We start from the raw sequence: 22995 nt of genomic DNA, 5'->3' as shown, positions 1-22995 counted from the left end.
TTGTAACCAAATTGTAACATTGGGTGTTCAGATTTTATTGAAAGGGTGAACAGCTTGACGAAAGAAAAAATTCGTTTTCACAATGTCAATTACGGGAAACATCGGACACGGCGTAATTACGCTCGCATCAAAGAAGTTTTGCCATTACCAAACTTAATTGACATTCAAACTAATTCTTATAATTGGTTTTTGAACGAAGGCTTAAAGGAAATGTTTCAAGATATTATGCCGATAGATGATTTTGCTGGCACTTTATCTTTAGACTATGTTGACTATAAGCTTTTAGAGCCGAAATATACTGTCAGTGAAGCACGTAATCATGATGCCAATTATTCAGCACCATTACACGTTACTTTACGTTTGACTAATCATGAAACTGGTGAAATTAAGACTCAAGATGTCTTTTTTGGCGATTTTCCATTAATGACCGAACAAGGAACTTTTATTATTAATGGAGCCGAACGGGTCATTGTTTCACAATTAGTACGTTCTCCAGGCGTTTACTATACTGAAGAAGCTGACAAAAACGGTCGAATGATTTATGGAACTACTGTTATTCCTAACCGTGGTGCTTGGTTAGAATTTGATAACGATGCTAAAAACATCGTTTATGTGCGTATTGACCGGACTCGTAAATTGCCCATTACTGAGTTAGTGCGTGCTTTAGGATTTGGTTCAGATAATGAAATTTTGGATATCTTTGGTAATAATAGTGACTTTTTAAATTTAACTCTTGAAAAAGATGTCCATAAAGATCCTTCTGATTCACGTGTTGCTGAAGCCCTTAAAGATATTTATGAACGTTTACGTCCTGGTGAGCCTAAGACTGCCGAAAGTTCACGTTCTTTGCTTTATGCGCGTTTCTTTGATCCGAAGCGTTATGATACTGCGCCTGTAGGTCGGTATAAAGTTAATAAAAAATTAAATCTGAAAACTCGTTTACAAGGCTTAACTTTAGCTGAAACTTTGGCTGATCCAGATACTGGTGAAATCATCTTGAAAAAAGATACCAAATTAGATCGTGATGCAATGAATAAGTTATCACCATATCTGAAGAATCCTGATTTTAAAGCAGTTACTTTCCAACCTTCTGATGAAGGCATTTTAGGTGAACCCGTTAAGTTACAAATTATTAAAGTTTATTCACGCGAAGATGAAGATAAGGTTATCAATGTTATCGGTAATGATAATATTGACGAAAAAGTTAAGCATATAACTCCAGCTGATATTATTGCAGAAATTAATTATTTCTTTAACCTTCAAGAAGGTATTGGCAGTGTTGACGATATCGATCACTTGGGTAATCGTCGTATTCGTTCAGTGGGAGAATTATTACAAAATCAATTCCGTCTAGGATTATCGCGGATGGAAAGAGTTGTCCGTGAACGGATGTCTATTCAAGACACAGCCACTGTGACACCACAGCAATTAATTAATATCCGTCCTGTTGTAGCAGCGATTAAAGAATTCTTTGGTTCTTCGCAGTTATCTCAATTTATGGATCAAAATAATCCTTTAGGTGAGCTAACTCATAAGCGGCGTCTTTCAGCTTTGGGACCAGGAGGGTTAACCCGTGATCGTGCTGGTTATGCTGTCCGGGATGTTCACTATACTCATTATGGACGGATGTGCCCGATTGAAACTCCTGAAGGGCCTAACATCGGCTTAATTAACAATTTAGCAACTTATGGTGTCGTTAATAAGTATGGTTTTATTGAAACCCCTTATCGACGTGTTTCTTGGGATACTCATAAAGTTACTGATAAAATCGATTATTTAACCGCTGATGAAGAAGATAATTATGTTATTGCTCAGGCTAATACACCTTTAAATGAAGATGGTTCTTTTGCTGAAGAGCGAATTTTGGCTCGGCATCAAGATGATAATATTGAAACAACCGCTGACAAGATTGACTATATGGATGTTTCTCCAAAACAAGTTGTTTCCGTAGCGACAGCCTGCATTCCGTTCTTGGAAAATGATGACTCCAACCGGGCTTTGATGGGTGCTAACATGCAGCGTCAGGCTGTGCCTTTAATCAAGCCGCATTCACCTTTAGTAGGGACCAGCATGGAATATGTTGCCGCTCATGACTCCGGGACTGCACTATTAGCTCATGATCCTGGGATTGTGCAGTATGTAGATGCTAAAGTAATTAAAGTTCAGCGTGATGATGGCACTTTAGATACGTATAATTTAATGAAGTTTCGGCGTTCTAATGCGGGGAAATGCTATAACCAAAAACCAATAGTTGAAAAAGGCAATCATGTTGAAAAAGGTGAAATTATTGCTGACGGTCCTGCAATGCAAGAAGGAGAGCTTGCTTTAGGACAAAATCCATTAATTGCCTTTATGACTTGGAATATGTATAACTATGAAGATGCTATTGTTTTATCAGAACGTTTAGTACGTGATGATGTTTATACTTCAATTCATATTGAAGAATATGAATCAGAATCTCGAGATACTAAATTAGGACCTGAAGAAATCACACGGGAAATTCCTAATGTTGGTGAAGATGCCCTTAAAGATTTGGACGAAAGCGGAATTGTCCGGATTGGGGCTGAAGTTCGGGATGGCGATATCTTAGTTGGTAAAGTTACACCTAAAGGTGTAACTGAATTAAGTGCTGAAGAACGCTTATTGCATGCAATTTTTGGTGAGAAGGCTCGCGAAGTGCGGGATACTTCACTGCGAGTACCTCATGGCGGTGGCGGTATTGTTCAAGATGTCAAAATCTTTACTCGCGAAGCGGGAGATGAACTGAGTCCTGGCGTTAATACGATGGTTCGGGTCTATATTGCTCAAAAACGTAAAATTCAAGTCGGCGATAAAATGGCTGGACGCCATGGTAATAAAGGAACGGTTTCAATTGTGGTCCCTGAAGAAGATATGCCTTATATGCCTGATGGAACCCCAATTGATATCTTATTGAACCCAATGGGTGTTCCTTCGCGGATGAATATTGGTCAAGTTTTGGAATTGCATTTAGGAATGGCTGCACGTACTTTAGGAATTCATATTGCTTCACCAGTTTTTGATGGAGCTAGTGATGATGACTTGTGGGCAGCTGTTAAAGAAGCTAATATGGCTTCTGATGCTAAAACTGTTTTATATGACGGCCGCACTGGTGAACCATTCCATAATCGGGTTGCTGTCGGCGTTATGTATTATATGAAATTAGCTCACATGGTTGATGATAAGATTCATGCCCGTTCAATTGGACCTTACTCATTAGTTACCCAACAACCTCTTGGTGGTAAAGCACAATTTGGTGGCCAGCGTTTTGGTGAAATGGAAGTTTGGGCACTAGAAGCTTATGGTGCAGCTTATACCTTACAAGAAATTTTGACTTACAAATCAGATGATGTGACTGGCCGGGTTAACACCTACGAGGCAATCGTTAAGGGACAAACAATTCCTAAGCCAGGTGTACCTGAGTCCTTCAGAGTTTTGATTAAGGAGTTGGAATCTTTGGGTCTAGATATGAAAATTCTTGATCATGAACATCATGAGTTAGAATTGCGGGATATGGACGAAGATGCTACAGCTAATAGTGTAGATGCACTATCCCGACTTGCAGAGCAACAAGAGCAAAAGCGAGCTCAAGAACAAGCCGAAGTTGAAGAAAAGAAGAAACAAGAACAGCAACCTAACTTGGACACTTTAATGGACAAAATTAATAGTCTAAGTTCGGATAATAGTGATAACAGCGACAATTAAGAGGAGGTTGCCAATTGATAGACGTCAATAAGTTTGAAAGTATGCAGATTGGCCTGGCATCACCAGATAAGATTCGCAGCTGGTCTTATGGTGAAGTTAAAAAGCCAGAGACGATTAATTATCGGACTTTAAAGCCCGAGCGTGATGGACTGTTTGATGAGCGTATCTTTGGACCCACCAAAGATTGGGAATGTGCCTGCGGTAAATATAAACGTATTCGCTATAAAGGTATTGTTTGTGATCGTTGTGGTGTTGAAGTTACCAAGTCCAAGGTTCGTCGCGAACGCATGGGTCATATTGAATTAGCAGCTCCAGTAACCCATATTTGGTACTTTAAGGGAATTCCTAGTCGCATGGGCTTAGTCTTAGATATGAGTCCTCGTGCATTAGAAGAAATTATATATTTTGCAGCCTATGTGGTTATTAAAGCTGGCAATACTGATTTAGAAAACAAGCAGCTTTTAACAGAAACTGAATATCGTCAAAAACGCCAAGAATATGGCAATTCCTTCGTAGCTAAAATGGGTGCAGAAGGTATAAAAGAGCTTTTAGAAGCCGTTGATTTGGACAAAGAAGTAACTCAATTAAAAGAAGTATTGAAGTCAGCTACTGGACAAAAACGTACTCGGGCAATTAGACGTTTGGATATCTTAAATGCTTTCAAAAAATCTGGTAATCGTCCAGAATGGATGGTTATGGATTGTATCCCGGTTATTCCCCCTGATCTAAGACCAATGGTGCAATTAGAAGGTGGACGGTTTGCTACTTCAGATTTAAATGATTTATACCGTCGGGTTATTAATCGTAATAATCGTTTGAAACGTCTTTTGGATTTAAATGCTCCTAATATTATTGTTCAAAATGAAAAACGTATGCTGCAAGAAGCAGTTGATGCTTTAATTGACAACGGTCGTCGTGGCCGTCCAGTAACTGGTCCAGGAAACCGCCCATTGAAATCTTTATCGCATATGTTAAAAGGTAAGCAAGGACGTTTTCGTCAGAATTTGCTGGGTAAGCGTGTTGATTACTCTGGACGTTCAGTTATCGATGTTGGACCAACCCTAAAATTCTATCAATGTGGCCTACCTCGTGAAATGGCTTTAGAGTTGTTTAAACCATTTGTCATGCATGAGCTAGTTAAACGTGAATTGGCTTCTAATATTAAAAATGCTAAGCGTAAAATTGAGCGTCAAGATGATGCCGTTTGGGATGTTTTAGAAGATGTAATTAAGGAACGTCCTGTACTTTTGAACCGGGCACCGACATTGCACCGTTTGGGTATTCAAGCTTTTGAGCCAGTATTAGTAGATGGAAAATCTATTCGTTTGCATCCATTGGCCTGTGAAGCTTATAATGCCGACTTTGATGGTGACCAAATGGCGGTTCATGTTCCTTTATCTGACGAAGCTCAAGCTGAAGCACGGATGTTAATGTTAGCGGCTCATCATATTTTAGCTCCGAAAGATGGTAAGCCAATCGTTACTCCTTCACAGGACGTCGTGCTAGGTAATTATTATTTAACCTTGGAAGAACGTGGTCGTGAAGGCGAAGGTATGATTTTTAAAGATATGAATGAAGTAGAAATGGCCTTTCAAAATGGTGTTGTGCACTGGCATACACGGATTGGTCTTTCAACTAAATCTTTAAATAATTTTGCTTTTGCCGACGCTGATCGTGATCGGATTATGATTACTAGTGTGGGGAAGGTTATTTTTAATCGTATTTTGCCTGAGAATATGCCTTTCTTGAATGAACCAACGCAAGCTAACCTCATTAATGGAGTTCCTGATAAATATTTCTTAAATGAAGGTGAAGATATCCACCAACGCTTGCAAGATATGCCTTTAACAGATCCTTTTAAGAAGGGCTATTTAAGTGATATTATTGCGCAAGTATTTAAGATTTATAAAGTTCAAAGAACTTCAGAATTGTTGGATGACATGAAAGAGTTGGGTTACACTGCTTGTACTTTGTCCGGCTTAACGGTTGGGGTAGCAGATGTTCCACAATTGGAAGATAAACAATCTATTGTTGATGGTGCTCATAAACAAGTAGCTACTGTATCCAAGCAATTTCGGCGTGGATTAATCACTGATGAAGAACGGCATAATCGGGTAGTCAGCATTTGGAATGATGCTAAAGATGAAATTCAACAACAATTAGTTGATAGTTTTGATCCGAAGAACCCAATTTCAATGATGTCCGACTCTGGTGCACGTGGAAACATTTCTAACTTTACTCAGTTAGCCGGTATGCGTGGTTTAATGGCCGCTCCTAACGGAGGAATGATGGAAGTTCCAGTTACTTCTAATTTCCGGGAAGGCTTGTCGGTTTTGGAAATGTTTATGTCAACTCACGGTGCTCGTAAAGGTATGACAGATACAGCCTTGAAGACTGCTAACTCTGGTTATTTGACCAGACGTTTGGTAGATGTTGCCCAAGATGTCATTATTCGTGAAGAAGACTGCGGTACTGATCGTGGTATTGAAGTTTCAGCAATTAATGACGGAAATGAAGTAATCGAACCTTTATATGATCGTTTAGTTGGTCGTTATACTCAAAAAGAGGTTCATGATCCACAAACTGATGATTTAATTGCGGGTAAGAATGTTTTAATGGATGAAGACCTAGCTCAGAAGATTGTTGATGCTGGTGTTACGACAGTAACAATTCGGAGTGCCTTTACCTGCAATACGCTTCATGGAGTATGTCAAAAGTGTTATGGCCGCAACCTAGCCACTGGCGAAGAAGTTGAAGTTGGTGAAGCTGTTGGGGTTGTAGCTGCGCAATCAATTGGTGAACCTGGTACGCAGTTGACTATGAGAAACTTCCATACCGGTGGTGTTGCTGGTGGCGAAGATATTACCCAAGGGCTACCCCGGGTTGAAGAAATTTTTGAAGCTCGTAACCCTAAAGGTTTGGCAACAATTTCGGAAGTTGATGGCACAATCACAGCAATTGATGAGAATCCTGCTGAACATACTCGAGAAATTACGGTTGAAGGAAAAACTGATACACGCACTTACAGCGTTCCTTATACAGCTAGTGTGGCTGTCAGTGAAGGTGATCAAGTCCAACGTGGTAGTAAGTTGACTGCTGGGTCAATCGATCCTAAACAATTAATTAAGGTAACTAATGTCCAAACCACAGAAAATTACTTGCTGTCTGAAGTGCAAAAGGTTTATCGGATGCAAGGTGTTGATATCAGTGATAAACATATTGAAGTTATGGTGCGGAAGATGTTACGTAAAATTCGAATTTTGGATCCAGGTGATACTGATATCTTGCCAGGTTCATTAGTAGATATTGGTGAATTTACTGAAGATAATAAAGATGCATTGATTTCTGGTAAATTACCAGCTACGGGCTCACCGGTCTTACTTGGTATTACTAAGGCCTCTCTTGAAACTAATAGCTTCTTGTCGGCGGCTTCTTTCCAAGAAACTACCCGAGTTTTGACGGATGCTTCTATCCGTGGTAAGAATGATCCATTAGTTGGTTTGAAAGAGAACGTAATGATTGGTAAGATTATACCTGCAGGTACAGGAATGGCTAAATATCGGCATATGGAGCCTGAAAAAGTCGGTGTAGGTATCAAGGCTGATTCTGACGATAAAATCAGCATTGCTGATGTGGAAGAAAAATTAAAAGCTTATCAAGATAAGCAACGTTAATAAAATTTTAAAAAAGCTGTTCCAATAGTGTTTTACAAATTATATTAATTTAAAAGGGTCGGACAATATTTGTCCGGCCCTTTTTGTGTCTGGTAAATTAAACTTAATCAGCAGTTTGAAAATCATGATTAATGGCAACGGTTGTTTTTTGCTTAAGATCGGCTTTTAAAACAAATTTAGTCATTGTCAGGCAATCTTCTGGTTGCACATATAGACATCTTTGAGCAAGGTCATAACCTGACCAATAGCCTGTGTAATCACAAGTATCACTATCACTAGCAACATGTTCAATACCCTGAGGGATCATAACAGTTTTAAAAACATTATATAATTGGGTAATTCCTTGGTGTCTCTCAAAAGGAGCTAAATATTTAGAAAGAAAAGTACTGCGAACAAAACGTGAAGGAGCTGTATAATCACCTGGCAAGCCAACTAAGCCAGAACCACTTTCAATTTGTTGTAGATTCAGCTGACTGGTTAGTTGTTGGTGACCTAAATTGTAGTTGTGTAAGTGTATATAATTGCGAAGATTATCTAAGTGCCAAGGATATTCTGGGCTGTTGGTCATGACACCAATACCATCATAAATTTTAAAAGCTCCGTTGTTTACTGGCTCTAAGATGATACTGTGATTATTATTATCGCAAAAAGTAAAATGCATTGGAATAGGAGTCGGGATACCAGTATGCGCAGCTTCCCAATCAGGATAGTCGGTTTTGACCTGTCCAAAATGAGTGAAAGCAGCTTTGATTTCAGCGATGCTTCCAAAGTTACTGAGCACATAGGCTACTAGCTCTTCGCCAATTATCGGCTTTAGAGATCGCTTTTGTAAGTTTTCTGCGGTATCCCAAGAGGCTTCTTCTAAATATTGCGCATCGCCAGCAATGCCTGCACTATTAATACCGTCATTGAAAAAAAGAGAATCATTAACATTAACGCCGGCAAAAGCATATTTAGTAGTCCAGCTTTGCTGCATGCCTTGAATTTTAAAATTTTGAGGGTAAGCAGTGATTTTACTATCAACACTAGGTTTAAAGGGATCGAAGGTAAAGTCCATTGTTCGTCCCCAAAAGGTATCTTGATTGGTGGCTTGTATTGAAATACTTGTACACATAATAATTCCTCCTAACTTTTGCAAGTATTTTAACATATTTAGGCAAGAGTAAAATTTTAGAGCGTGAGCAGGTTGGTTTATTTTGTGATAAATAAGATTATAATGAAGTGAAATTCAAGTAATTTAGGAGGATATTATGAGTGAACATGAAGATACAGCAATTTTTGCTGGAGGATGCTTTTGGTGTATGGTTGAACCCTTTGAAACTCGTCCAGGTATTAAAAAAGTGATTTCTGGATATACTGGCGGTTTTGTGCCTAACCCTACTTACGAACAGGTATCTCGTCACGAAACAGGCCATACTGAAGCAGTTCAAATAATTTTTGATCCGACGATTATTTCATATAAAGAATTAGTAGAAATTTATTGGCAGCAAACTGATCCGACAGACGCCATGGGGCAATTTCAAGATCGTGGCGATAATTATCGACCTGTAATTTTTGTAAAAGATGATAATCAACGTCAAATTGCTGAGGTCTCGAAAAAGCGTTTGGAAGAAAGCGGCAAGTTTTTAGAGCCAATTGTGACCACGATTGAGCCTGCTAAACCATTTTATCCCGCGGAAGAAGAGCATCAGCAGTTTTATCGTAAGAATCCCCGCCGCTACAAAATGGAAGAAGCTGGTGGCCGGAAGGAATTTATTGTTAATCATTGGCAAAAGCCCCAGCAATAAAATGCCATTCTCAACAGGAAAGCAATTAATAAAAATGGTATAAAAGCAATCGGAAGATTACTATTAAGTTTTTGCGGCTGACCGATTAAATAAATGATGATAATCAATGTCGTTAACAAAATAATTTCTAAAGTGAGTTTAATTCCTAATAAAAGTGCAATTAAAAGGATGATTTCAATATCACCAAATCCAAATTTATTTTTACAAAGAAAATAAAAGATACTGAAGATGACTGCTAAAGCAATCCAATGTAGCCAAAAGTTAGAATTAGGAAATTGCAAGATTAAAGTAGCCACAATTGACGGCACCAAAGTTATGGGCCAAATAGATAAAAAGAAGATGTCTGTAATTGCATTCATTGCCACCGTAATCAGCAGCAGAATAAGTGCATAAGAGTTATAGGTGCTTTGAAAACTGGCTTCTAATGCAACAATCAGTCCGATAATTTCGATAATAAAGATATCTGGATGTATTTGGTGGCCGCAATAAGCACAATGTCCACGTAGGCATAAATAACTGATTAAAGGGATTAAGTGATACCAAGCTAATTGGTGGCCACAATAATCGCAGCAAGAACGTGAATTTAAAAATGTTTGGCCTAAGGGCAAACGTAAAGCAACGACGCCGCTAAAAGATGCTAAACAAAGACTAAATAAAATATTAAACAATAGCATATTGTCACCTCTATATTTAAATACCGAAAAAGGAATTTTTTAACTTAAAAATTCCTTTTTTAGTAATTATTATTGACAATAGACGTTAGTGATGCTAATCTGATAGTTGTGCTTTTTAGAGGTAAATGTCTGCCGTAATGAGCGAAGAACCACATCAGTGGTATTTTTATTTCTCAAAAAAAGAACCACCTGGATGTGTGTACTTAAAAATCAAGGAGGAAATTTGAATGCCAACAATTAATCAATTGGTACGTAAAGGTCGTAAGACTAGAACTACAAAGTCGGATTCACCAGCTTTAAATTTTGGTTACAACAGTATGAAAAAAATTACTACTGATAATCCAGCACCACAAAAACGTGGAGTTGCTACTCGTGTCGGTACAATGACACCAAAGAAGCCAAACTCTGCGTTACGGAAATATGCGCGTGTGCGTTTATCTAACTTAATTGAAGTTACTGCTTATATTCCTGGTATTGGTCATAACTTGCAGGAACATAGTGTTGTCTTAATTCGTGGTGGTCGTGTAAAAGATTTACCTGGTGTACGTTACCATATTATTCGTGGTGCATTGGATACTGCGGGTGTTGATGGCCGGATGCAAGGTCGTTCTAAGTATGGTGCAAAAAGACCTAAAAAATAAAACAATTAAAACAAAGCAATTCTAGAGGAGGATATTCATGCCAAGAAAGGGAACCGTTACAAAGCGTGATGTATTACCAGATCCAATTTATAATTCCAAACTTGTTACTCGTTTGATTAACCATTTAATGGTTGATGGCAAGCGGGGCAAAGCTTCAACTATTTTATACAATGCTTTTGATATTATCAAAGACAAGACTGGCAATGATCCAGTGGAAGTATTTGATGAAGCTATGAAGAATGTTATGCCAGTTTTGGAAGTTAAAGCTCGTCGAATCGGTGGTTCTAACTACCAAGTTCCGATTGAAGTCCGTCCAGAACGTCGTACTACATTAGGACTACGCTGGATTGTTAGTTATGCGCGTTTACGTGGTGAACATACTATGGACCAACGTTTAGCAGCTGAGATTATGGATGCTGCTAACAATACTGGTGCTGCCGTTAAAAAACGTGAAGACACTCATAAGATGGCAGACGCTAACCGGGCATTTGCTCACTATCGCTGGTAATTGAGGGTTTATTGAGAGGAGTACTAATATCTAATGGCTAATAAACGTGAATTTCCCTTAGAAAAAACACGTAATATCGGAATCATGGCCCATATTGATGCCGGTAAAACAACAACAACAGAGCGAATTCTTTACTATACAGGTAAAATTCATAAAATTGGTGAAACTCATGATGGAGCTTCCCAAATGGACTGGATGGCTCAAGAGCAAGAGCGTGGTATTACTATTACATCAGCAGCTACCACAGCTCAATGGAAAGATCATCGGATTAATATCATCGATACCCCAGGACACGTTGACTTTACGATTGAAGTTGAACGTTCCTTGCGGGTTTTGGATGGAGCAATTACGGTTTTGGATGGGCAATCAGGTGTTGAACCGCAAACTGAAAATGTTTGGCGTCAGGCAACAACTTATAATGTACCACGGATTGTGTTTGTCAATAAAATGGATAAAATTGGTGCTGACTTTGATTATTCTGTTCAAACTATCAAAGATCGCTTAGATGCTCTGCCATTACCAATTCAAATGCCAATTGGTGCTGAAGATGCTTTTGAAGGTGTTATTGACTTAATCGAAATGAAGGCTGATCTTTATGATGAAGATGAGTTAGGTTCAAAATGGGATACAGTTGATGTGCCTGATGACTATAAAGAAGAAGCTGAAAAGCGTCGGGGTCAAATGATTGAGACTTTGGCTGATATTGATGATGACATTATGAACAAGTATTTGGAAGGCGAAGAAATTTCTAATGATGAAATTCGCCAAGCAATCCGGAAAGCAACTATTGATCTTAAGTTGTTCCCAGTATTAGCTGGTTCAGCTTTTAAGAACAAGGGTGTACAGATGTTGATGGATGCCGTTGTGGATTATTTACCTTCACCTTTAGATGTTCGTCCATATAACGCAACTGATCCTCAATCTGGTGAAGAAGTAGAATTAATGGCGGATGATAATAAGCCATTTGCTGGTTTAGCTTTTAAAATTGCAACCGATCCTTTTGTTGGACGTTTAACTTATTTACGTGTCTATACTGGAACTTTGGAATCAGGATCTTATGTTTTGAATGCAACCAAAGATAAGCGTGAACGTGTTGGTCGTTTATTACAAATGCATTCTAACCACCGTAAGGAAATACCTGAAGTATTTTCCGGAGATATTGCAGCAGCTATCGGTTTAAAGAATACTACTACTGGTGATTCTTTAACTGATCCTGATCATCCATTAATTTTGGAATCGATGGAAATTCCTGATCCTGTTATCCAGGTATCCATTGAACCTAAGTCCAAAGAAGACCGGGATAAGTTGGATGTTGCTTTGCAAAAATTAGCTGAAGAAGATCCAACATTCCAAGCTGAAACTAATCCAGAAACTGGTGAAACTTTAATTGCTGGTATGGGTGAATTACACTTGGACATCATGGTTGACCGGATGCGCCGCGAATTTAAAGTTGATGCACGTGTCGGCAATCCTCAAGTTGCTTACCGGGAAACATTTACTAAGAAAGCCTCAGCTGAAGGTAAATTTGTTCGTCAGTCTGGTGGTAAAGGTCAATATGGTGATGTATGGGTTGAATTTGAGCCTAATGAAGAAGGTAAGGGCTTTGAATTCGAAGATGCAATTGTTGGTGGGGTTGTGCCTCGTGAATATATTCCATCTGTTGAAGCTGGTCTGAAAGATGCAATGGCTAACGGAGTCTTGGCTGGTTATCCATTAATCGATATTAAAGCTAAGCTTTATGATGGTTCTTATCATGAAGTTGACTCTTCAGAAGCTGCCTTTAAAGTTGCTGCTTCAATGGCTTTGCATAATGCGGTTAAGGACGCTGGCGCAGTAATCTTGGAACCAATTATGAAAGTTGAAATTGTCACTCCAGAAGACTACTTGGGTGATGTTATGGGTCAAGTAACAGCACGCCGTGGTCGGATTGAAGGTATGGAAGAGCGGGGTAATGCTCAGTTAATCAATGCCTTTGTTCCATTAGCAGAAATGTTTGGTTATGCAACTACTTTACGTTCTGCTACTCAAGGACGTGGTACTTTTACTATGACTTTTGATCATTATGAGAAAACTCCAAAGAGTATTCAAGAAGAAATTATTAAGAAAAATGGCGGTAACGCAAAATAGAAAAAAGCCGGGTTTTTAAAACCTGGCTTTTTTTGTAATTGAATTTTAATAGTATCCAATATAAAATAGTATTTAACTGGAGGGATAGTTATGGAACATGGATTTCAAGTAGATCAATCATTTTGGGATATATTTCCAGAAACTGAAATAGCAGTTTTAACAGCTAATAATATTAATAATCAAGATGATAGTAAAGTGCCTTCTGACTTATTAAGTAAAGCCAATGAAAAAGCTCTTAAATGGGTTGAAAATGATCCCATAAGTGAAAATGATGTTATCAAAGATTGGCGGCAGGCTTTTAGAAAATTTAAAACTAAAAAAGGCGCTCGTTGTGCTGTAGAAAATCTTTTAAAGCGAGCAAAACAAGGCAAGGGTGTAGGAAGTATCAACCCAGTTGTTGATATTTATAATTCAGTTTCACTAGAATGGGCTTTTCCTATCGGCGGAGAAGACATGGATAAGATTCAAGGAATAGTAGAATTGACAGTTTCTCCTGGGGATGAAAAGTTCTTCCCGATTGGAGAAGATGATGTAGAGTACACTCTACCTGGCGAGGTCATCTATCGGGATGATCAAGCGGTATTGAGCAGATGTATGGCTTGGAGAGATAGTGCAAGAGTAGAAGTGACGCCAGAAACAAATAACTTGATTTTCTACATGGAAAATATTAATCCTGAGCGTCAAAAAGATCATCGCCAAGCTATTAAACTTTTACAAGAGCGGCTGCTTAATTATTTAGATATTAATACTACTCTTGATATTTTATCTAAAGATAATCCAAATATTAGATTTTAGAATTTTAATGTAAAAGAACAAGGTAACTTATTACTTTGCTCTTTTTATTTTGCTCTTTTTGAAAACTAATAAGAATGTCTGCTTATTTAGATTGATATGGACAAGCAGATTGAAATTAAATTATTAAAATAATTACTAAAACCCTTGAAATTCGGTGCTTTGCCGTGTATTATTGTAAGAGTGCTGAATTCGAAGGGCGTATTTTGCCTTGATTTACAGCAATAAACGGCGTGGAGACGAGAGGTTGCGACACGCCCGGGCGCTTTGCCACGGCAGGGTGGTCGGTAATTTTCGTTGAGCCGGTATCTTAAAAGATGCAAGAAGGAGGGAATTCCATGGCAAGTCAAAAAATTCGTATTCGTCTTAAAGCTTACGAACACCGGATTATTGATCAATCAGCTGACAAAATTGTGGAAACTGCAAAGAGAACTGGGGCAGAAATTTCTGGACCAATTCCTTTGCCAACAGAACGGGCACTGTACACAGTGATTAGTTCACCACATAAATATAAAGATGCTCGTGAACAATTCGAAATCCGTACTCATAAACGTTTAATCGACATTGTTAATCCATCACCTAAAACAGTTGATTCATTAATGAAACTTGATCTTCCAAGTGGTGTCGATATTGAAATCAAATTATAATTTTAGAAATTAAAATCAATTAATGGAGGTGTACTCATGACCAGAAAAGGAATTCTTGGTAAAAAAGTAGGAATGACACAGCTTTTTACAGATAAAGGCGAATTGATTCCTGTAACTGTTATTCAAGCAACACCTAATGTTGTTATGCAGCTTAAAACCAAAGAAAACGATGGTTACGAAGCTGTTCAATTAGGCTTTGAAGATCGTCGTGAAATCTTAACTAACAAACCTCAACAAGGTCATGCTAAAAAAGCTAACACAACACCCAAACACTATTTACGCGAATTTCGCGATATGAATTTGGATGATTATAAAGTTGGCGATGAAGTAAAAGTTGATACATTTACAAGTGGCGATGTTGTTGACGTCACTGGAATTACTAAAGGACATGGTTTCCAAGGTAACATCAAGCGTTTTGGTCAATCACGTGGTCCTGAAACTCACGGTTCGCGTTATCACCGGATCCCTGGATCAATGGGTTCAATTATTAACCGTGTATTTAAGGGTAAAATGTTACCTGGACGTATGGGTGGCGATCAAGTCACTACTCAAAATTTAGTAATCGTAAAAGTAGATACCGAAAATGATTTATTGATGATTCGTGGTAATGTCCCTGGAGCTAATAAATCATTGGTTAAAATTCAAACTACAATCAAAGGGATTAAGGGCAAAAAGAACATTGGTGCTTTAATTTCTGAAGATAAAGCTGAAACTGAAACAGCGGAAAATTAAGAAGGGAGGTAAATAATTAATGGCACAATTAGATGTATATCAACAAACTGGTACAAAAAATGGCTCAACTGATGTTAAGGATGAAATATTTGGAATTGAACCTAACAATCATGTGATTACTGATGCAGTGATTATGCAGCAAGCATCTTTGCGTCGTGGTACCCATGCAGTGAAGAACCGCTCTGCTGTCCGTGGTGGTGGTCGTAAACCATGGCGGCAAAAGGGAACTGGTCGTGCACGTCAAGGTTCAATCCGTTCTCCACAATGGCGTGGTGGTGGTATTGTTTTTGGACCAACACCAAGATCTTATGCTTATAAATTGCCTCGTAAAGTTGCTCGTTTGGCATTGAAGTCAGTCCTTTCGCAAAAGGTTATTGACAATGAATTAATGGTTGTTGATGATTTGAACTTTGAAAAGCCAAATACTAAAGCTTTCAAACAGTTATTAAATAGCTTAAATGCTCAAGGTCGGACTTTAGTTGTTGTTGAAGCTGGTAATGATAATGCAGTTTTATCTGCTCGCAATATTGACAAAGTTAAAGCTATTACTGCAGAAAATATTAACGTATTAGATGTGATTAATAATCAACAAATGATTGTTACTCAAAAAGCATTAGCTAAAATTGAGGAGGCGCTTGGATAATGGCAGCACAAGATATCATTTTACGTCCTGTAATCACTGAAGCTTCCATGGCTGATATGGATGACAAGAAGTATGTTTTTGATGTTGCAGTTGACGCTAACAAGATTCAAGTTCGCCAAGCAATCGAAGAATTATTTGAAGTTAAGGTTGCAAAAGTCAACATCATGAACGTTAAGCCAAAGAAAAAGCGGGTTGGACGTTATGTTGGTAAAACCAACAAAAGACGCAAAGCCATCGTTAAATTGACTGAAGATTCTAAAGAAATTAAAATCTTCGAAAACGAATAATATAGGAGGTAAAAAGCGTGGGTATTATTAAATATAAACCGATTACTAATGGTCGTCGGAATATGACCGCTTCTGATTTTGCAGAAATCACTAAAACAAAACCAGAAAAAACTCTACTTGAGTCACAAAAGCATATTGCTGGACGTAACTCATATGGTCATATTACAGTGCGTCATCGTGGCGGTGGTCACAAACAAAAATATCGTGTGATTGATTTTAAGCGTAATAAAGACGATGTTGTCGCAACTGTTAAAGCTATTGAATACGATCCTAATCGTTCTGCTAATATTGCCTTGTTACATTATGATGACGGAGTTAAAACATACATTTTAGCACCTAAGGGCTTAGAAGTAGGACAAAAAGTTAAATCTGGTGTTGATGCTGACATTAAAGTTGGTAATGCATTGCCACTTGAAAATATTCCCGTTGGTACAGTGATTCATAATATTGAAATGAAACCTGGTAAGGGTGGACAATTAGTTCGTTCTGCTGGCACTTCTGCTCAAGTTTTAGGCCGCGATGGTAAATATACTTTAATTCGTTTAGCTTCTGGTGAAGTGAGAATGATTTTATCAGCAGCACGCGCAACTATTGGTGCTGTCGGCAATGAACAACATGAACTAATCAATATTGGTAAAGCTGGTCGCAAACGTTGGATGGGCATTCGGCCTACTGTTCGTGGTTCGGTAATGAACCCTAACGATCACCCACATGGTGGTGGTGAAGGTAAAGCACCAGTCGGACATCCATCTCCACTTTCACCTTGGGGTAAGAAAACTCTTGGTAAAAAGACACGTTCCAAGCGTGCTAAATCTGAGAAGTTTATCGTACGTCATCGTAAGAATAAGAGAAAATAATCTTTTTTAAAAGATAACAAAAAAGGGAGGTTGTCTGATGAGTCGTAGTTTGAAAAAGGGACCATTTGCTGATGCTCATTTGATTAAAAAAATTGAAGCACAAGCTGACCAAGAGAAAAAATCTGTAATTAAGACTTGGTCACGGCGTTCTACTATTTTTCCAAGCTTTGTTGGTTATACAATTGCTGTTTACAATGGAAGAAAGCACGTCCCAGTTTATATTCAAGAAGACATGGTCGGCCATAAATTAGGTGAATTTGTACCTACACGGACATTTCACGGCCATGGTAAAGATGACAAGAAAACTGGAGCATAGAAAGGAGAGATTACACGATGGCAGAACAAATAACCAGTGCATCAGCTACTGCTAGAACAGTTCGGATTGCGCCACGTAAGGCTCGCCTTGCATTAGAGCTTATTAAGGGCAAGAGTGCTGCAGAAGCAATGGCAATTTTGCAATTCACACCACGAGCTGCTTCACCAATCATTGCTAAAGTGTTAAAATCAGCAATTGCAAATGCTGAGCATAATTATGATTTGGATTCTCAAAGTTTAGTAGTTAGTGAAGCTTACGTTAACGAAGGACCAACTTTGAAACGTTTCCGTCCTCGCGCTAAGGGTTCCGCATCACCGATTAATAAACGTACTAGTCATATCACTGTTGTGGTATCAGAAGAAGAATAACTTATAAGGAGGGAAAAACGTGGGTCAAAAAATTAATCCTATCGGATTTCGACTTGGTATCGTTCGTGATTGGGATTCCAAGTGGTATGCTAATAAAAAAGATTTTTCTAAGTTTTTATTAGAAGATATCAAAATCCGTCGTTTTATTGAAAAGAAATTAGCTAATGCGTCTGTTTCACGTATTGAAATTGAACGTGCTGCTAAAAAAATTAACGTTTCGATTCATACAGCAAAGCCAGGAATGGTTATTGGTAAAGGCGGATCGGAAGTTGAAAAATTACGCAAAGAAATTAATGCTTTAACAGGCAAAAATATTCGTATCAACATTGTTGAAATTAAAAAGCCTGATTTAGATGCAAAATTAGTTGGTGAAAGCATGGCTCGCCAATTGGAAGCTCGTATTGCTTTCCGTCGTGTACAACGTCAAGCAACACAACGTTCTTTACGCGCAGGTGCAAAGGGAATTAAGACTCAAGTTTCTGGTCGTTTAAATGGTGCTGATATGGCGCGTGTTGAATGGCATACAGAAGGTACAGTTCCTTTGCATACTTTGCGGGCAGATATTGATTATGCTTGGGTTGAAGCAGCTACTACTTACGGTAATTTAGGTGTCAAAACTTGGATTTATCGTGGTGAAGTTTTGCCTGATAAGCCTAAAGCTAATACAAATAATCATCATAACAATAATGGAGCGAAAGGAGGAAATTAATCGATGTTAATACCTAAGCGTGTAAAACACCGTCGTGAATTTCGGGGTAAGATGCGTGGTGCTGCTAAGGGTGGACGTGAAGTTACCTTTGGTGAATATGGTTTACAAGCATTAGAATCCCATTGGATTTCTAACCGCCAAATTGAAGCTGCTCGTGTTGCAATGACTCGTTATATGAAACGTGGCGGTAAAGTTTGGATCAAGATTTTTCCTCATAAATCCTATACTGCTAAGGGTGTCGGTGTCCGGATGGGTTCCGGTAAAGGTGCTCCAGCTGGTTGGGTAGCTGCTGTTAAACGTGAGAAAGTTATGTTTGAAATCGGCGGTGTTTCTGAAGAAGTTGCACGTGAGGCTCTAAGACTTGCATCCAACAAACTACCAATTAAGACCAAGTTTGTTAAGCGTGAGGAAGTAGGTGGCGAATCTGATGAAAACTAGTGAAATTAGACAATTAACCACTGCTCAAATGCATGATAAAGAAAAGCAATATAAAGAAGAACTCTTTAATCTTCATTTCCAGCAGGCTACTGGCCAATTGGAAAACACAGCAAGAATCAAAAAAGTTCGGAAAAATATTGCCCGCATTAAGACTATATTGCATCAGCAGGAATTAGAGAGTAAATAACGAAAGGAGCGAAATTAAGTGAGCGAAACTGAAAATACTCGCAATCATCGTAAAGTATATCAAGGACGTGTAGTTTCTGATAAAATGGATAAGACAATTACTGTTGTCGTAGAAACTTACAAGACACACCCTGTTTATGGCAAACGCTTCAGATACTCTAAAAAATATTATGCTCAAGATGACAACAATGAAGCTAATGTTGGCGATATTGTGCGGATTATGGAAACTCGGCCATTGTCCCGTATGAAACGATTCCGTCTACTAGAAATTGTCAAAAAGGGTGTTAGAGTTTAATTTTAATATCCGTATCGAAACTATGAGAGGAGGATCCCATCTTGATTCAACAAGAAAGTCGTCTTCGTGTTGCTGATAATTCTGGCGCACGAGAAATTTTAACTATTAAAGTCCTTGGTGGTTCAGGCCGGAAGGTTGCTAGTGTTGGTGATATAATTGTTGCCACAGTTAAACAGGCAACACCAGGTGGCGTTGTCAAAAAAGGTGACGTGGTTAAAGCTGTAATTGTTCGCACAGTTGCGCGTTCACATCGTCCAGATGGTTCATATATTAGATTTGATGATAATGCTGCTGTGATTATTAATGCAGACAAGACTCCTAAGGGCACACGTATTTTTGGACCAGTAGCTCGGGAATTACGTGAAAATAACTTTATGAAGATTGTTTCATTAGCACCAGAAGTATTGTAAAATTTAGAAATCCCAAAGGAGGTGCTCGAACAGTGTTTGTCAAAACCGGCGATAATGTTCAAGTCATTGCAGGAAAAGATAAGGGTAAAACTGGTACAGTTATCCAAGCTTTTCCAAGAACCAATAAGGTAACTGTTAAGGGCGTTAACATGATTAAAAAGCACCAAAAGCCTTCACAAACAGAACCTAACGGTGGAATTAAAGATGTTGAAGCTCCGCTCGATGCATCGAATGTTAAAGTAGTTAAAGCAGCTAAAGATGCTGCAACTAAAAAGTCTACCGAAAAGAATGAAAAATAATTAAGAGAGGAGGCACATAGGGAAAATGGAAAATGCTTTACACAAAAAATATATTGATGAAATTGTTCCAAGCTTAGTTAAAAAATTCAATTATTCTTCAGTAATGCAAGTACCTCATATTGAAAAAGTTGTTTTAAATATGGGTGTTGGTGATGCTGTTTCAAATTCCAAAAATCTGGATAATGCCGTTGAAGAATTGACACTTATTTCTGGTCAAAAGCCATTGATTACTAAAGCTAAGAAATCTATTGCGGGTTTTCGTTTGCGTGAAGGAATGGCCATAGGTGCTAAAGTTACTTTGCGTGGCGAACGGATGTATGACTTCTTGGATAAGTTGATTAACGTTTCCTTACCGCGGGTTCGTGATTTTCATGGCGTAAGTAATCGTGCTTTTGATGGCCGGGGTAATTACACTCTTGGTATCAAAGAACAATTAATTTTTCCAGAAATTGATTATGATAAGGTGTCTAAAGTTCGTGGCTTAGATGTTGTTATTGTTACAACAGCAGAAACTGATGAAGAGTCTAAAGAATTGTTAACTCAAATTGGAATGCCATTTGCTAAATAAAATAGGAGGTCAAGCTATTGGCTAAGAAATCACAAATTGCTCGCAATCATCGTCCAGCAAAGTTTTCATCACAAGCTTATACACGCTGTGAACGCTGTGGACGTCCACGTTCGGTTTATCGCGAATTTAAACTTTGCCGTATTTGCCTTCGTGAATTAGCACATAAGGGTCAAATTCCTGGTATGAGAAAAGCTAGCTGGTAAAAAATTAAAAATAGGAGGTCAGCAAATGTCTATGACAGATCCAATTGCGGATTACTTAACCCGAATTCGCAATGCGAATATGGTACGTCATGCTTCTGTAGAAGTTCCCGCTTCTAATATGAAGAAGAGTATCTCGGAAATCCTCAAACGTGAGGGCTTTATTCGTGATTATGAAGTTATTGATGATCATAAACAAGGCATGATCAAGATTTACTTGAAGTATAGCAAGAATAATGAACGGGTAATCTCAGGCCTAAAGAAAATCTCGAAGCCGGGTTTACGCAGCTATGTTAAAGCTGATGCAGTGCCTAAAGTATTAAATGGTTTAGGTATCGCAATTTTGTCTACATCTGAAGGGGTTATTACTGATAAAGAAGCCCGTGCTAAAGATGTTGGCGGCGAAGTTATTGCATACGTTTGGTAATCAAAATTATAAATAAGGAGGTGCGCCAAGCGTGAGTCGTATTGGAAATAAACTTATTGATATACCTGAAGGTGTAACAGTTACGGTTGATGACAATGCTCATACTGTTACTGTTAAGGGCCCAAAGGGTGAATTATCCCGACAAGTTAGCCCTAAAATCAAGATTACTCAAGAAGGTAATCAGCTTAAATTTGAGCGTAGTAATGAAAATGACAAGGCTATTCATGGTACTACAAGAGCTAATGTCAATAACATGGTAGTCGGTGTTAATGAAGGCTTTAAAAAGAGTTTGGAATTAGTCGGTGTTGGTTATCGGGCACAAAAGAAGGGTACAACATTAATCTTGAATGTTGGCTATTCCAATCCTGTTGAAATGACGACACCTAGTGATTTAACAGTTGATGTTCCTTCAAACACAGAGATAAATATTAGCGGTATTAGTAAACAAGAAGTTGGCCAATTTGCTGCTGAAATTCGTGATGTTCGTCCACCAGAACCTTATAAGGGCAAGGGTATTAAATATGTTGGCGAACATATTCGTCGCAAAGAAGGTAAGACTGGTAAATAGACCAGCAATGAATAAATTTATGAGGTGAAAATTGTGATTACAAAACCAGATAAAAATAAGACACGCTTAAAGCGCCATGCACGTGTCCGTTCTAAAATCTCTGGTACTGCTGAGCGCCCACGCTTAAATGTATTTCGCTCTAATAAAAACATCTACGCTCAAGTGATTGATGACGTAGCGGGTGTCACGCTAGCAAGTGCCTCAACATTAGATAAAGAAGTAACAGCTGGAAGTAAATCAGAGCAAGCAGCTCAAGTTGGTAAGTTAGTTGCTCAAAGAGCAGTGGCTGCCGGAAAAGAAAATGTTATTTTTGATCGTGGTGGTTATATTTATCATGGTCGTGTACAAGCTTTAGCAGATGCTGCTCGTGAAAACGGACTTAAATTTTAGAAAGGAGGAATAAACTTATGGCTTTTGTTGATCCATCTCAATTAGAATTAGAAGATCGCTTAGTAGCTATTAACCGGATTACTAAGGTTGTCAAGGGTGGTCGTCGGATGCGTTTTGCCGCAATTGTTGTTGTAGGCGATAAGAATGGCCACGTTGGTTTAGGTACTGGTAAAGCTCAAGAAGTTCCTGAAGCTATTCGTAAAGGCGTTGATAATGCCCAAAAGAACTTGATTGAAGTACCTAAAGTTGGTACAACTATTCCTCATGAAATCATTGGTGAATTTGGTGCTGGTCGTGTACTCTTGAAGCCTGCTGTTGCTGGTTCAGGTATTGCTGCTGGTGACTCTGTACGTGCTGTAATGGAATTAGCAGGTATTGATGATATTACTACCAAATCATTAGGACGTAATACTCCTATTAATATGATTCGTGCTACAATTGACGGTTTATCTAAATTGAAAACTGCCCAAGAAATTGCTGAATTACGTGGTATTTCAGTTGAAGAATTACAAGGTTAGGAGAGCGCACAATGGCTAATAAAATAAAAATTACTTTAAAGCGTAGTGTTGCACACCGAATTCCCGCTCAACGTAAAGTTGCTAAAGAATTAGGTCTTGGCCGAGTTAATAGTTCAGTTGTTAAGCCTGATAATGCGGCAATTCGTGGTGCAGTTTTGAAAATTGCACATCTAGTTGATGTAGAAGAAGTTAAATAATTTAAAAAAGGAGG

General features: G+C 38.4%; 29 protein-coding genes. 27 read left to right on the top strand and 2 right to left on the bottom strand.

Annotation, left to right across the window (positions count from 1 at the left end; genetic code table 11):
* Positions 1 to 69: 69 nt before the first annotated feature.
* Positions 70 to 3723, top strand: a complete 3654-nt coding sequence (gene rpoB, locus EQ827_RS02975) for a DNA-directed RNA polymerase subunit beta (RefSeq protein WP_181189506.1) — start codon at positions 70 to 72, stop codon at positions 3721 to 3723.
* A gap of 14 nt (positions 3724 to 3737) precedes the next feature.
* Positions 3738 to 7397, top strand: coding sequence for a DNA-directed RNA polymerase subunit beta' (rpoC, locus tag EQ827_RS02970; protein ID WP_181189502.1), 3660 nt, complete (start codon positions 3738 to 3740; stop codon positions 7395 to 7397).
* A 103-nt stretch (positions 7398 to 7500) separates the two neighbouring features.
* On the opposite strand, the gene EQ827_RS02965 is transcribed toward rpoC, so the two are convergent.
* Positions 7501 to 8511 carry a linear amide C-N hydrolase gene (locus tag EQ827_RS02965; RefSeq protein ID WP_181189501.1) on the bottom strand — a complete coding sequence of 337 codons (1011 nt, stop codon included), beginning with the start codon at positions 8509 to 8511 and terminating at the stop codon, positions 7501 to 7503.
* Positions 8512 to 8647: 136 nt separating this feature from the next.
* Here EQ827_RS02965 and msrA point away from each other — a divergent pair, with 136 nt between their 5' ends.
* Positions 8648 to 9184 carry a peptide-methionine (S)-S-oxide reductase MsrA gene (msrA, locus tag EQ827_RS02960; RefSeq protein WP_181189500.1) on the top strand — a complete coding sequence of 179 codons (537 nt, stop codon included), beginning with the start codon at positions 8648 to 8650 and terminating at the stop codon, positions 9182 to 9184.
* Here msrA and EQ827_RS02955 read toward each other — a convergent pair.
* Positions 9160 to 9858: a prepilin peptidase gene (locus tag EQ827_RS02955; RefSeq protein ID WP_181189499.1), complete on the bottom strand. Its 699-nt coding sequence runs from the start codon at positions 9856 to 9858 to the stop codon at positions 9160 to 9162. The genes msrA and EQ827_RS02955 overlap by 25 nt on opposite strands.
* A gap of 227 nt (positions 9859 to 10085) precedes the next feature.
* Between EQ827_RS02955 and rpsL the strand changes: the two genes are divergently transcribed.
* The 24 genes from rpsL (at position 10086) to rpmD (ending at position 22981) form a co-directional block, all read left to right on the top strand.
* Positions 10086 to 10499, top strand: coding sequence for a 30S ribosomal protein S12 (gene rpsL, locus EQ827_RS02950; RefSeq protein WP_181189498.1), 414 nt, complete (start codon positions 10086 to 10088; stop codon positions 10497 to 10499).
* Between the two features lie 37 nt (positions 10500 to 10536).
* Positions 10537 to 11007, top strand: a complete 471-nt coding sequence (gene rpsG / locus EQ827_RS02945; RefSeq protein ID WP_181189497.1) for a 30S ribosomal protein S7 — start codon at positions 10537 to 10539, stop codon at positions 11005 to 11007.
* Positions 11008 to 11040: 33 nt separating this feature from the next.
* Positions 11041 to 13134: an elongation factor G gene (gene fusA / locus EQ827_RS02940; protein ID WP_181189496.1), complete on the top strand. Its 2094-nt coding sequence runs from the start codon at positions 11041 to 11043 to the stop codon at positions 13132 to 13134.
* Positions 13135 to 13224: 90 nt separating this feature from the next.
* A complete protein-coding gene (locus EQ827_RS02935; protein WP_181189495.1) occupies positions 13225 to 13929 on the top strand; it encodes a B3/B4 domain-containing protein in 705 nt (234 codons plus the stop codon).
* A 335-nt stretch (positions 13930 to 14264) separates the two neighbouring features.
* Positions 14265 to 14573, top strand: a complete 309-nt coding sequence (gene rpsJ / locus EQ827_RS02930) for a 30S ribosomal protein S10 (protein ID WP_181189494.1) — start codon at positions 14265 to 14267, stop codon at positions 14571 to 14573.
* A gap of 36 nt (positions 14574 to 14609) precedes the next feature.
* Positions 14610 to 15305, top strand: coding sequence for a 50S ribosomal protein L3 (rplC, locus tag EQ827_RS02925; protein WP_181189493.1), 696 nt, complete (start codon positions 14610 to 14612; stop codon positions 15303 to 15305).
* A 19-nt stretch (positions 15306 to 15324) separates the two neighbouring features.
* Positions 15325 to 15948: a 50S ribosomal protein L4 gene (gene rplD, locus EQ827_RS02920; RefSeq protein WP_181189492.1), complete on the top strand. Its 624-nt coding sequence runs from the start codon at positions 15325 to 15327 to the stop codon at positions 15946 to 15948.
* The gene (gene rplW, locus EQ827_RS02915) at positions 15948 to 16235 is read left to right on the top strand and encodes a 50S ribosomal protein L23 (protein WP_181189491.1); all 288 of its coding nucleotides are present in this window, start codon (positions 15948 to 15950) and stop codon (positions 16233 to 16235) included. The genes rplD and rplW overlap by 1 nt, the downstream gene beginning before the upstream one ends.
* Positions 16236 to 16252: 17 nt before the next feature.
* On the top strand, positions 16253 to 17092 hold the full coding sequence (rplB, locus tag EQ827_RS02910; protein WP_181189490.1) for a 50S ribosomal protein L2: 840 nt from the start codon (positions 16253 to 16255) through the stop codon (positions 17090 to 17092).
* 37 nt (positions 17093 to 17129) lie between these two features.
* Complete coding sequence (gene rpsS / locus EQ827_RS02905; RefSeq protein ID WP_181189489.1) at positions 17130 to 17408, top strand: 30S ribosomal protein S19; 279 nt, start codon at positions 17130 to 17132, stop codon at positions 17406 to 17408.
* Positions 17409 to 17425: 17 nt separating this feature from the next.
* Complete coding sequence (gene rplV / locus EQ827_RS02900; protein ID WP_181189488.1) at positions 17426 to 17776, top strand: 50S ribosomal protein L22; 351 nt, start codon at positions 17426 to 17428, stop codon at positions 17774 to 17776.
* 19 nt (positions 17777 to 17795) lie between these two features.
* Positions 17796 to 18485: a 30S ribosomal protein S3 gene (gene rpsC, locus EQ827_RS02895; RefSeq protein ID WP_181189487.1), complete on the top strand. Its 690-nt coding sequence runs from the start codon at positions 17796 to 17798 to the stop codon at positions 18483 to 18485.
* A 3-nt stretch (positions 18486 to 18488) separates the two neighbouring features.
* Complete coding sequence (gene rplP, locus EQ827_RS02890; protein WP_181189486.1) at positions 18489 to 18923, top strand: 50S ribosomal protein L16; 435 nt, start codon at positions 18489 to 18491, stop codon at positions 18921 to 18923.
* Positions 18913 to 19110: a 50S ribosomal protein L29 gene (rpmC, locus tag EQ827_RS02885; protein ID WP_181189485.1), complete on the top strand. Its 198-nt coding sequence runs from the start codon at positions 18913 to 18915 to the stop codon at positions 19108 to 19110. The genes rplP and rpmC overlap by 11 nt, the downstream gene beginning before the upstream one ends.
* Positions 19111 to 19128: 18 nt before the next feature.
* On the top strand, positions 19129 to 19404 hold the full coding sequence (gene rpsQ, locus EQ827_RS02880) for a 30S ribosomal protein S17 (protein WP_181189484.1): 276 nt from the start codon (positions 19129 to 19131) through the stop codon (positions 19402 to 19404).
* Positions 19405 to 19445: 41 nt separating this feature from the next.
* The gene (gene rplN / locus EQ827_RS02875; RefSeq protein WP_181189483.1) at positions 19446 to 19814 is read left to right on the top strand and encodes a 50S ribosomal protein L14; all 369 of its coding nucleotides are present in this window, start codon (positions 19446 to 19448) and stop codon (positions 19812 to 19814) included.
* A gap of 32 nt (positions 19815 to 19846) precedes the next feature.
* Positions 19847 to 20113: a 50S ribosomal protein L24 gene (gene rplX, locus EQ827_RS02870; RefSeq protein WP_181189482.1), complete on the top strand. Its 267-nt coding sequence runs from the start codon at positions 19847 to 19849 to the stop codon at positions 20111 to 20113.
* A gap of 25 nt (positions 20114 to 20138) precedes the next feature.
* Positions 20139 to 20681 (top strand): 50S ribosomal protein L5, encoded by a 543-nt coding sequence (gene rplE, locus EQ827_RS02865; RefSeq protein WP_181189480.1) that lies wholly within the window; start codon positions 20139 to 20141, stop codon positions 20679 to 20681.
* Between the two features lie 17 nt (positions 20682 to 20698).
* Positions 20699 to 20884, top strand: coding sequence for a type Z 30S ribosomal protein S14 (locus EQ827_RS02860; RefSeq protein WP_181189478.1), 186 nt, complete (start codon positions 20699 to 20701; stop codon positions 20882 to 20884).
* Between the two features lie 25 nt (positions 20885 to 20909).
* Positions 20910 to 21308 carry a 30S ribosomal protein S8 gene (gene rpsH / locus EQ827_RS02855; RefSeq protein WP_181189477.1) on the top strand — a complete coding sequence of 133 codons (399 nt, stop codon included), beginning with the start codon at positions 20910 to 20912 and terminating at the stop codon, positions 21306 to 21308.
* Between the two features lie 31 nt (positions 21309 to 21339).
* Positions 21340 to 21876 carry a 50S ribosomal protein L6 gene (rplF, locus tag EQ827_RS02850; RefSeq protein WP_181189476.1) on the top strand — a complete coding sequence of 179 codons (537 nt, stop codon included), beginning with the start codon at positions 21340 to 21342 and terminating at the stop codon, positions 21874 to 21876.
* A gap of 24 nt (positions 21877 to 21900) precedes the next feature.
* Positions 21901 to 22266 carry a 50S ribosomal protein L18 gene (gene rplR / locus EQ827_RS02845; RefSeq protein WP_309109327.1) on the top strand — a complete coding sequence of 122 codons (366 nt, stop codon included), beginning with the start codon at positions 21901 to 21903 and terminating at the stop codon, positions 22264 to 22266.
* Positions 22267 to 22283: 17 nt separating this feature from the next.
* On the top strand, positions 22284 to 22784 hold the full coding sequence (rpsE, locus tag EQ827_RS02840) for a 30S ribosomal protein S5 (protein ID WP_181189474.1): 501 nt from the start codon (positions 22284 to 22286) through the stop codon (positions 22782 to 22784).
* An 11-nt stretch (positions 22785 to 22795) separates the two neighbouring features.
* Positions 22796 to 22981: a 50S ribosomal protein L30 gene (gene rpmD / locus EQ827_RS02835; RefSeq protein ID WP_118899464.1), complete on the top strand. Its 186-nt coding sequence runs from the start codon at positions 22796 to 22798 to the stop codon at positions 22979 to 22981.
* Positions 22982 to 22995 lie beyond the last annotated feature (14 nt).

It is taken from the genome of Bombilactobacillus bombi (assembly GCF_013607485.1).
In the GTDB taxonomy this organism is placed as follows: Bacteria; Bacillota; Bacilli; order Lactobacillales; family Lactobacillaceae; genus Bombilactobacillus; species Bombilactobacillus bombi_A.
Note: the sequence above shows the minus strand (reverse complement) of the source record. Positions and strands in the feature narration are given on the sequence as shown.

Bases quoted from the DNA above. Each gene is read 5' to 3' on its own strand.
- rpsH (WP_181189477.1), top strand. From the start codon at position 20,910: ATGTCTATGACAGATCCAATTGCGGATTACTTAACCCGAATTCGCAAT.
- rplW (WP_181189491.1), top strand. From the start codon at position 15,948: ATGGCAGCACAAGATATCATTTTACGTCCTGTAATCACTGAAGCTTCC.
- rpsE (WP_181189474.1), top strand. From the start codon at position 22,284: ATGGCTTTTGTTGATCCATCTCAATTAGAATTAGAAGATCGCTTAGTA.
- rpsG (WP_181189497.1), top strand. From the start codon at position 10,537: ATGCCAAGAAAGGGAACCGTTACAAAGCGTGATGTATTACCAGATCCA.
- EQ827_RS02935 (WP_181189495.1), top strand. From the start codon at position 13,225: ATGGAACATGGATTTCAAGTAGATCAATCATTTTGGGATATATTTCCA.
- rplD (WP_181189492.1), top strand. From the start codon at position 15,325: ATGGCACAATTAGATGTATATCAACAAACTGGTACAAAAAATGGCTCA.
- EQ827_RS02955 (WP_181189499.1), bottom strand. From the start codon at position 9,858: ATGCTATTGTTTAATATTTTATTTAGTCTTTGTTTAGCATCTTTTAGC.
- rpsL (WP_181189498.1), top strand. From the start codon at position 10,086: ATGCCAACAATTAATCAATTGGTACGTAAAGGTCGTAAGACTAGAACT.
- rpmD (WP_118899464.1), top strand. From the start codon at position 22,796: ATGGCTAATAAAATAAAAATTACTTTAAAGCGTAGTGTTGCACACCGA.
- EQ827_RS02965 (WP_181189501.1), bottom strand. From the start codon at position 8,511: ATGTGTACAAGTATTTCAATACAAGCCACCAATCAAGATACCTTTTGG.
- fusA (WP_181189496.1), top strand. From the start codon at position 11,041: ATGGCTAATAAACGTGAATTTCCCTTAGAAAAAACACGTAATATCGGA.
- rpsJ (WP_181189494.1), top strand. From the start codon at position 14,265: ATGGCAAGTCAAAAAATTCGTATTCGTCTTAAAGCTTACGAACACCGG.
- rpmC (WP_181189485.1), top strand. From the start codon at position 18,913: ATGAAAACTAGTGAAATTAGACAATTAACCACTGCTCAAATGCATGAT.
- rplP (WP_181189486.1), top strand. From the start codon at position 18,489: ATGTTAATACCTAAGCGTGTAAAACACCGTCGTGAATTTCGGGGTAAG.
- rplV (WP_181189488.1), top strand. From the start codon at position 17,426: ATGGCAGAACAAATAACCAGTGCATCAGCTACTGCTAGAACAGTTCGG.
- rpsS (WP_181189489.1), top strand. From the start codon at position 17,130: ATGAGTCGTAGTTTGAAAAAGGGACCATTTGCTGATGCTCATTTGATT.
- rplC (WP_181189493.1), top strand. From the start codon at position 14,610: ATGACCAGAAAAGGAATTCTTGGTAAAAAAGTAGGAATGACACAGCTT.
- msrA (WP_181189500.1), top strand. From the start codon at position 8,648: ATGAGTGAACATGAAGATACAGCAATTTTTGCTGGAGGATGCTTTTGG.
- rplE (WP_181189480.1), top strand. From the start codon at position 20,139: ATGGAAAATGCTTTACACAAAAAATATATTGATGAAATTGTTCCAAGC.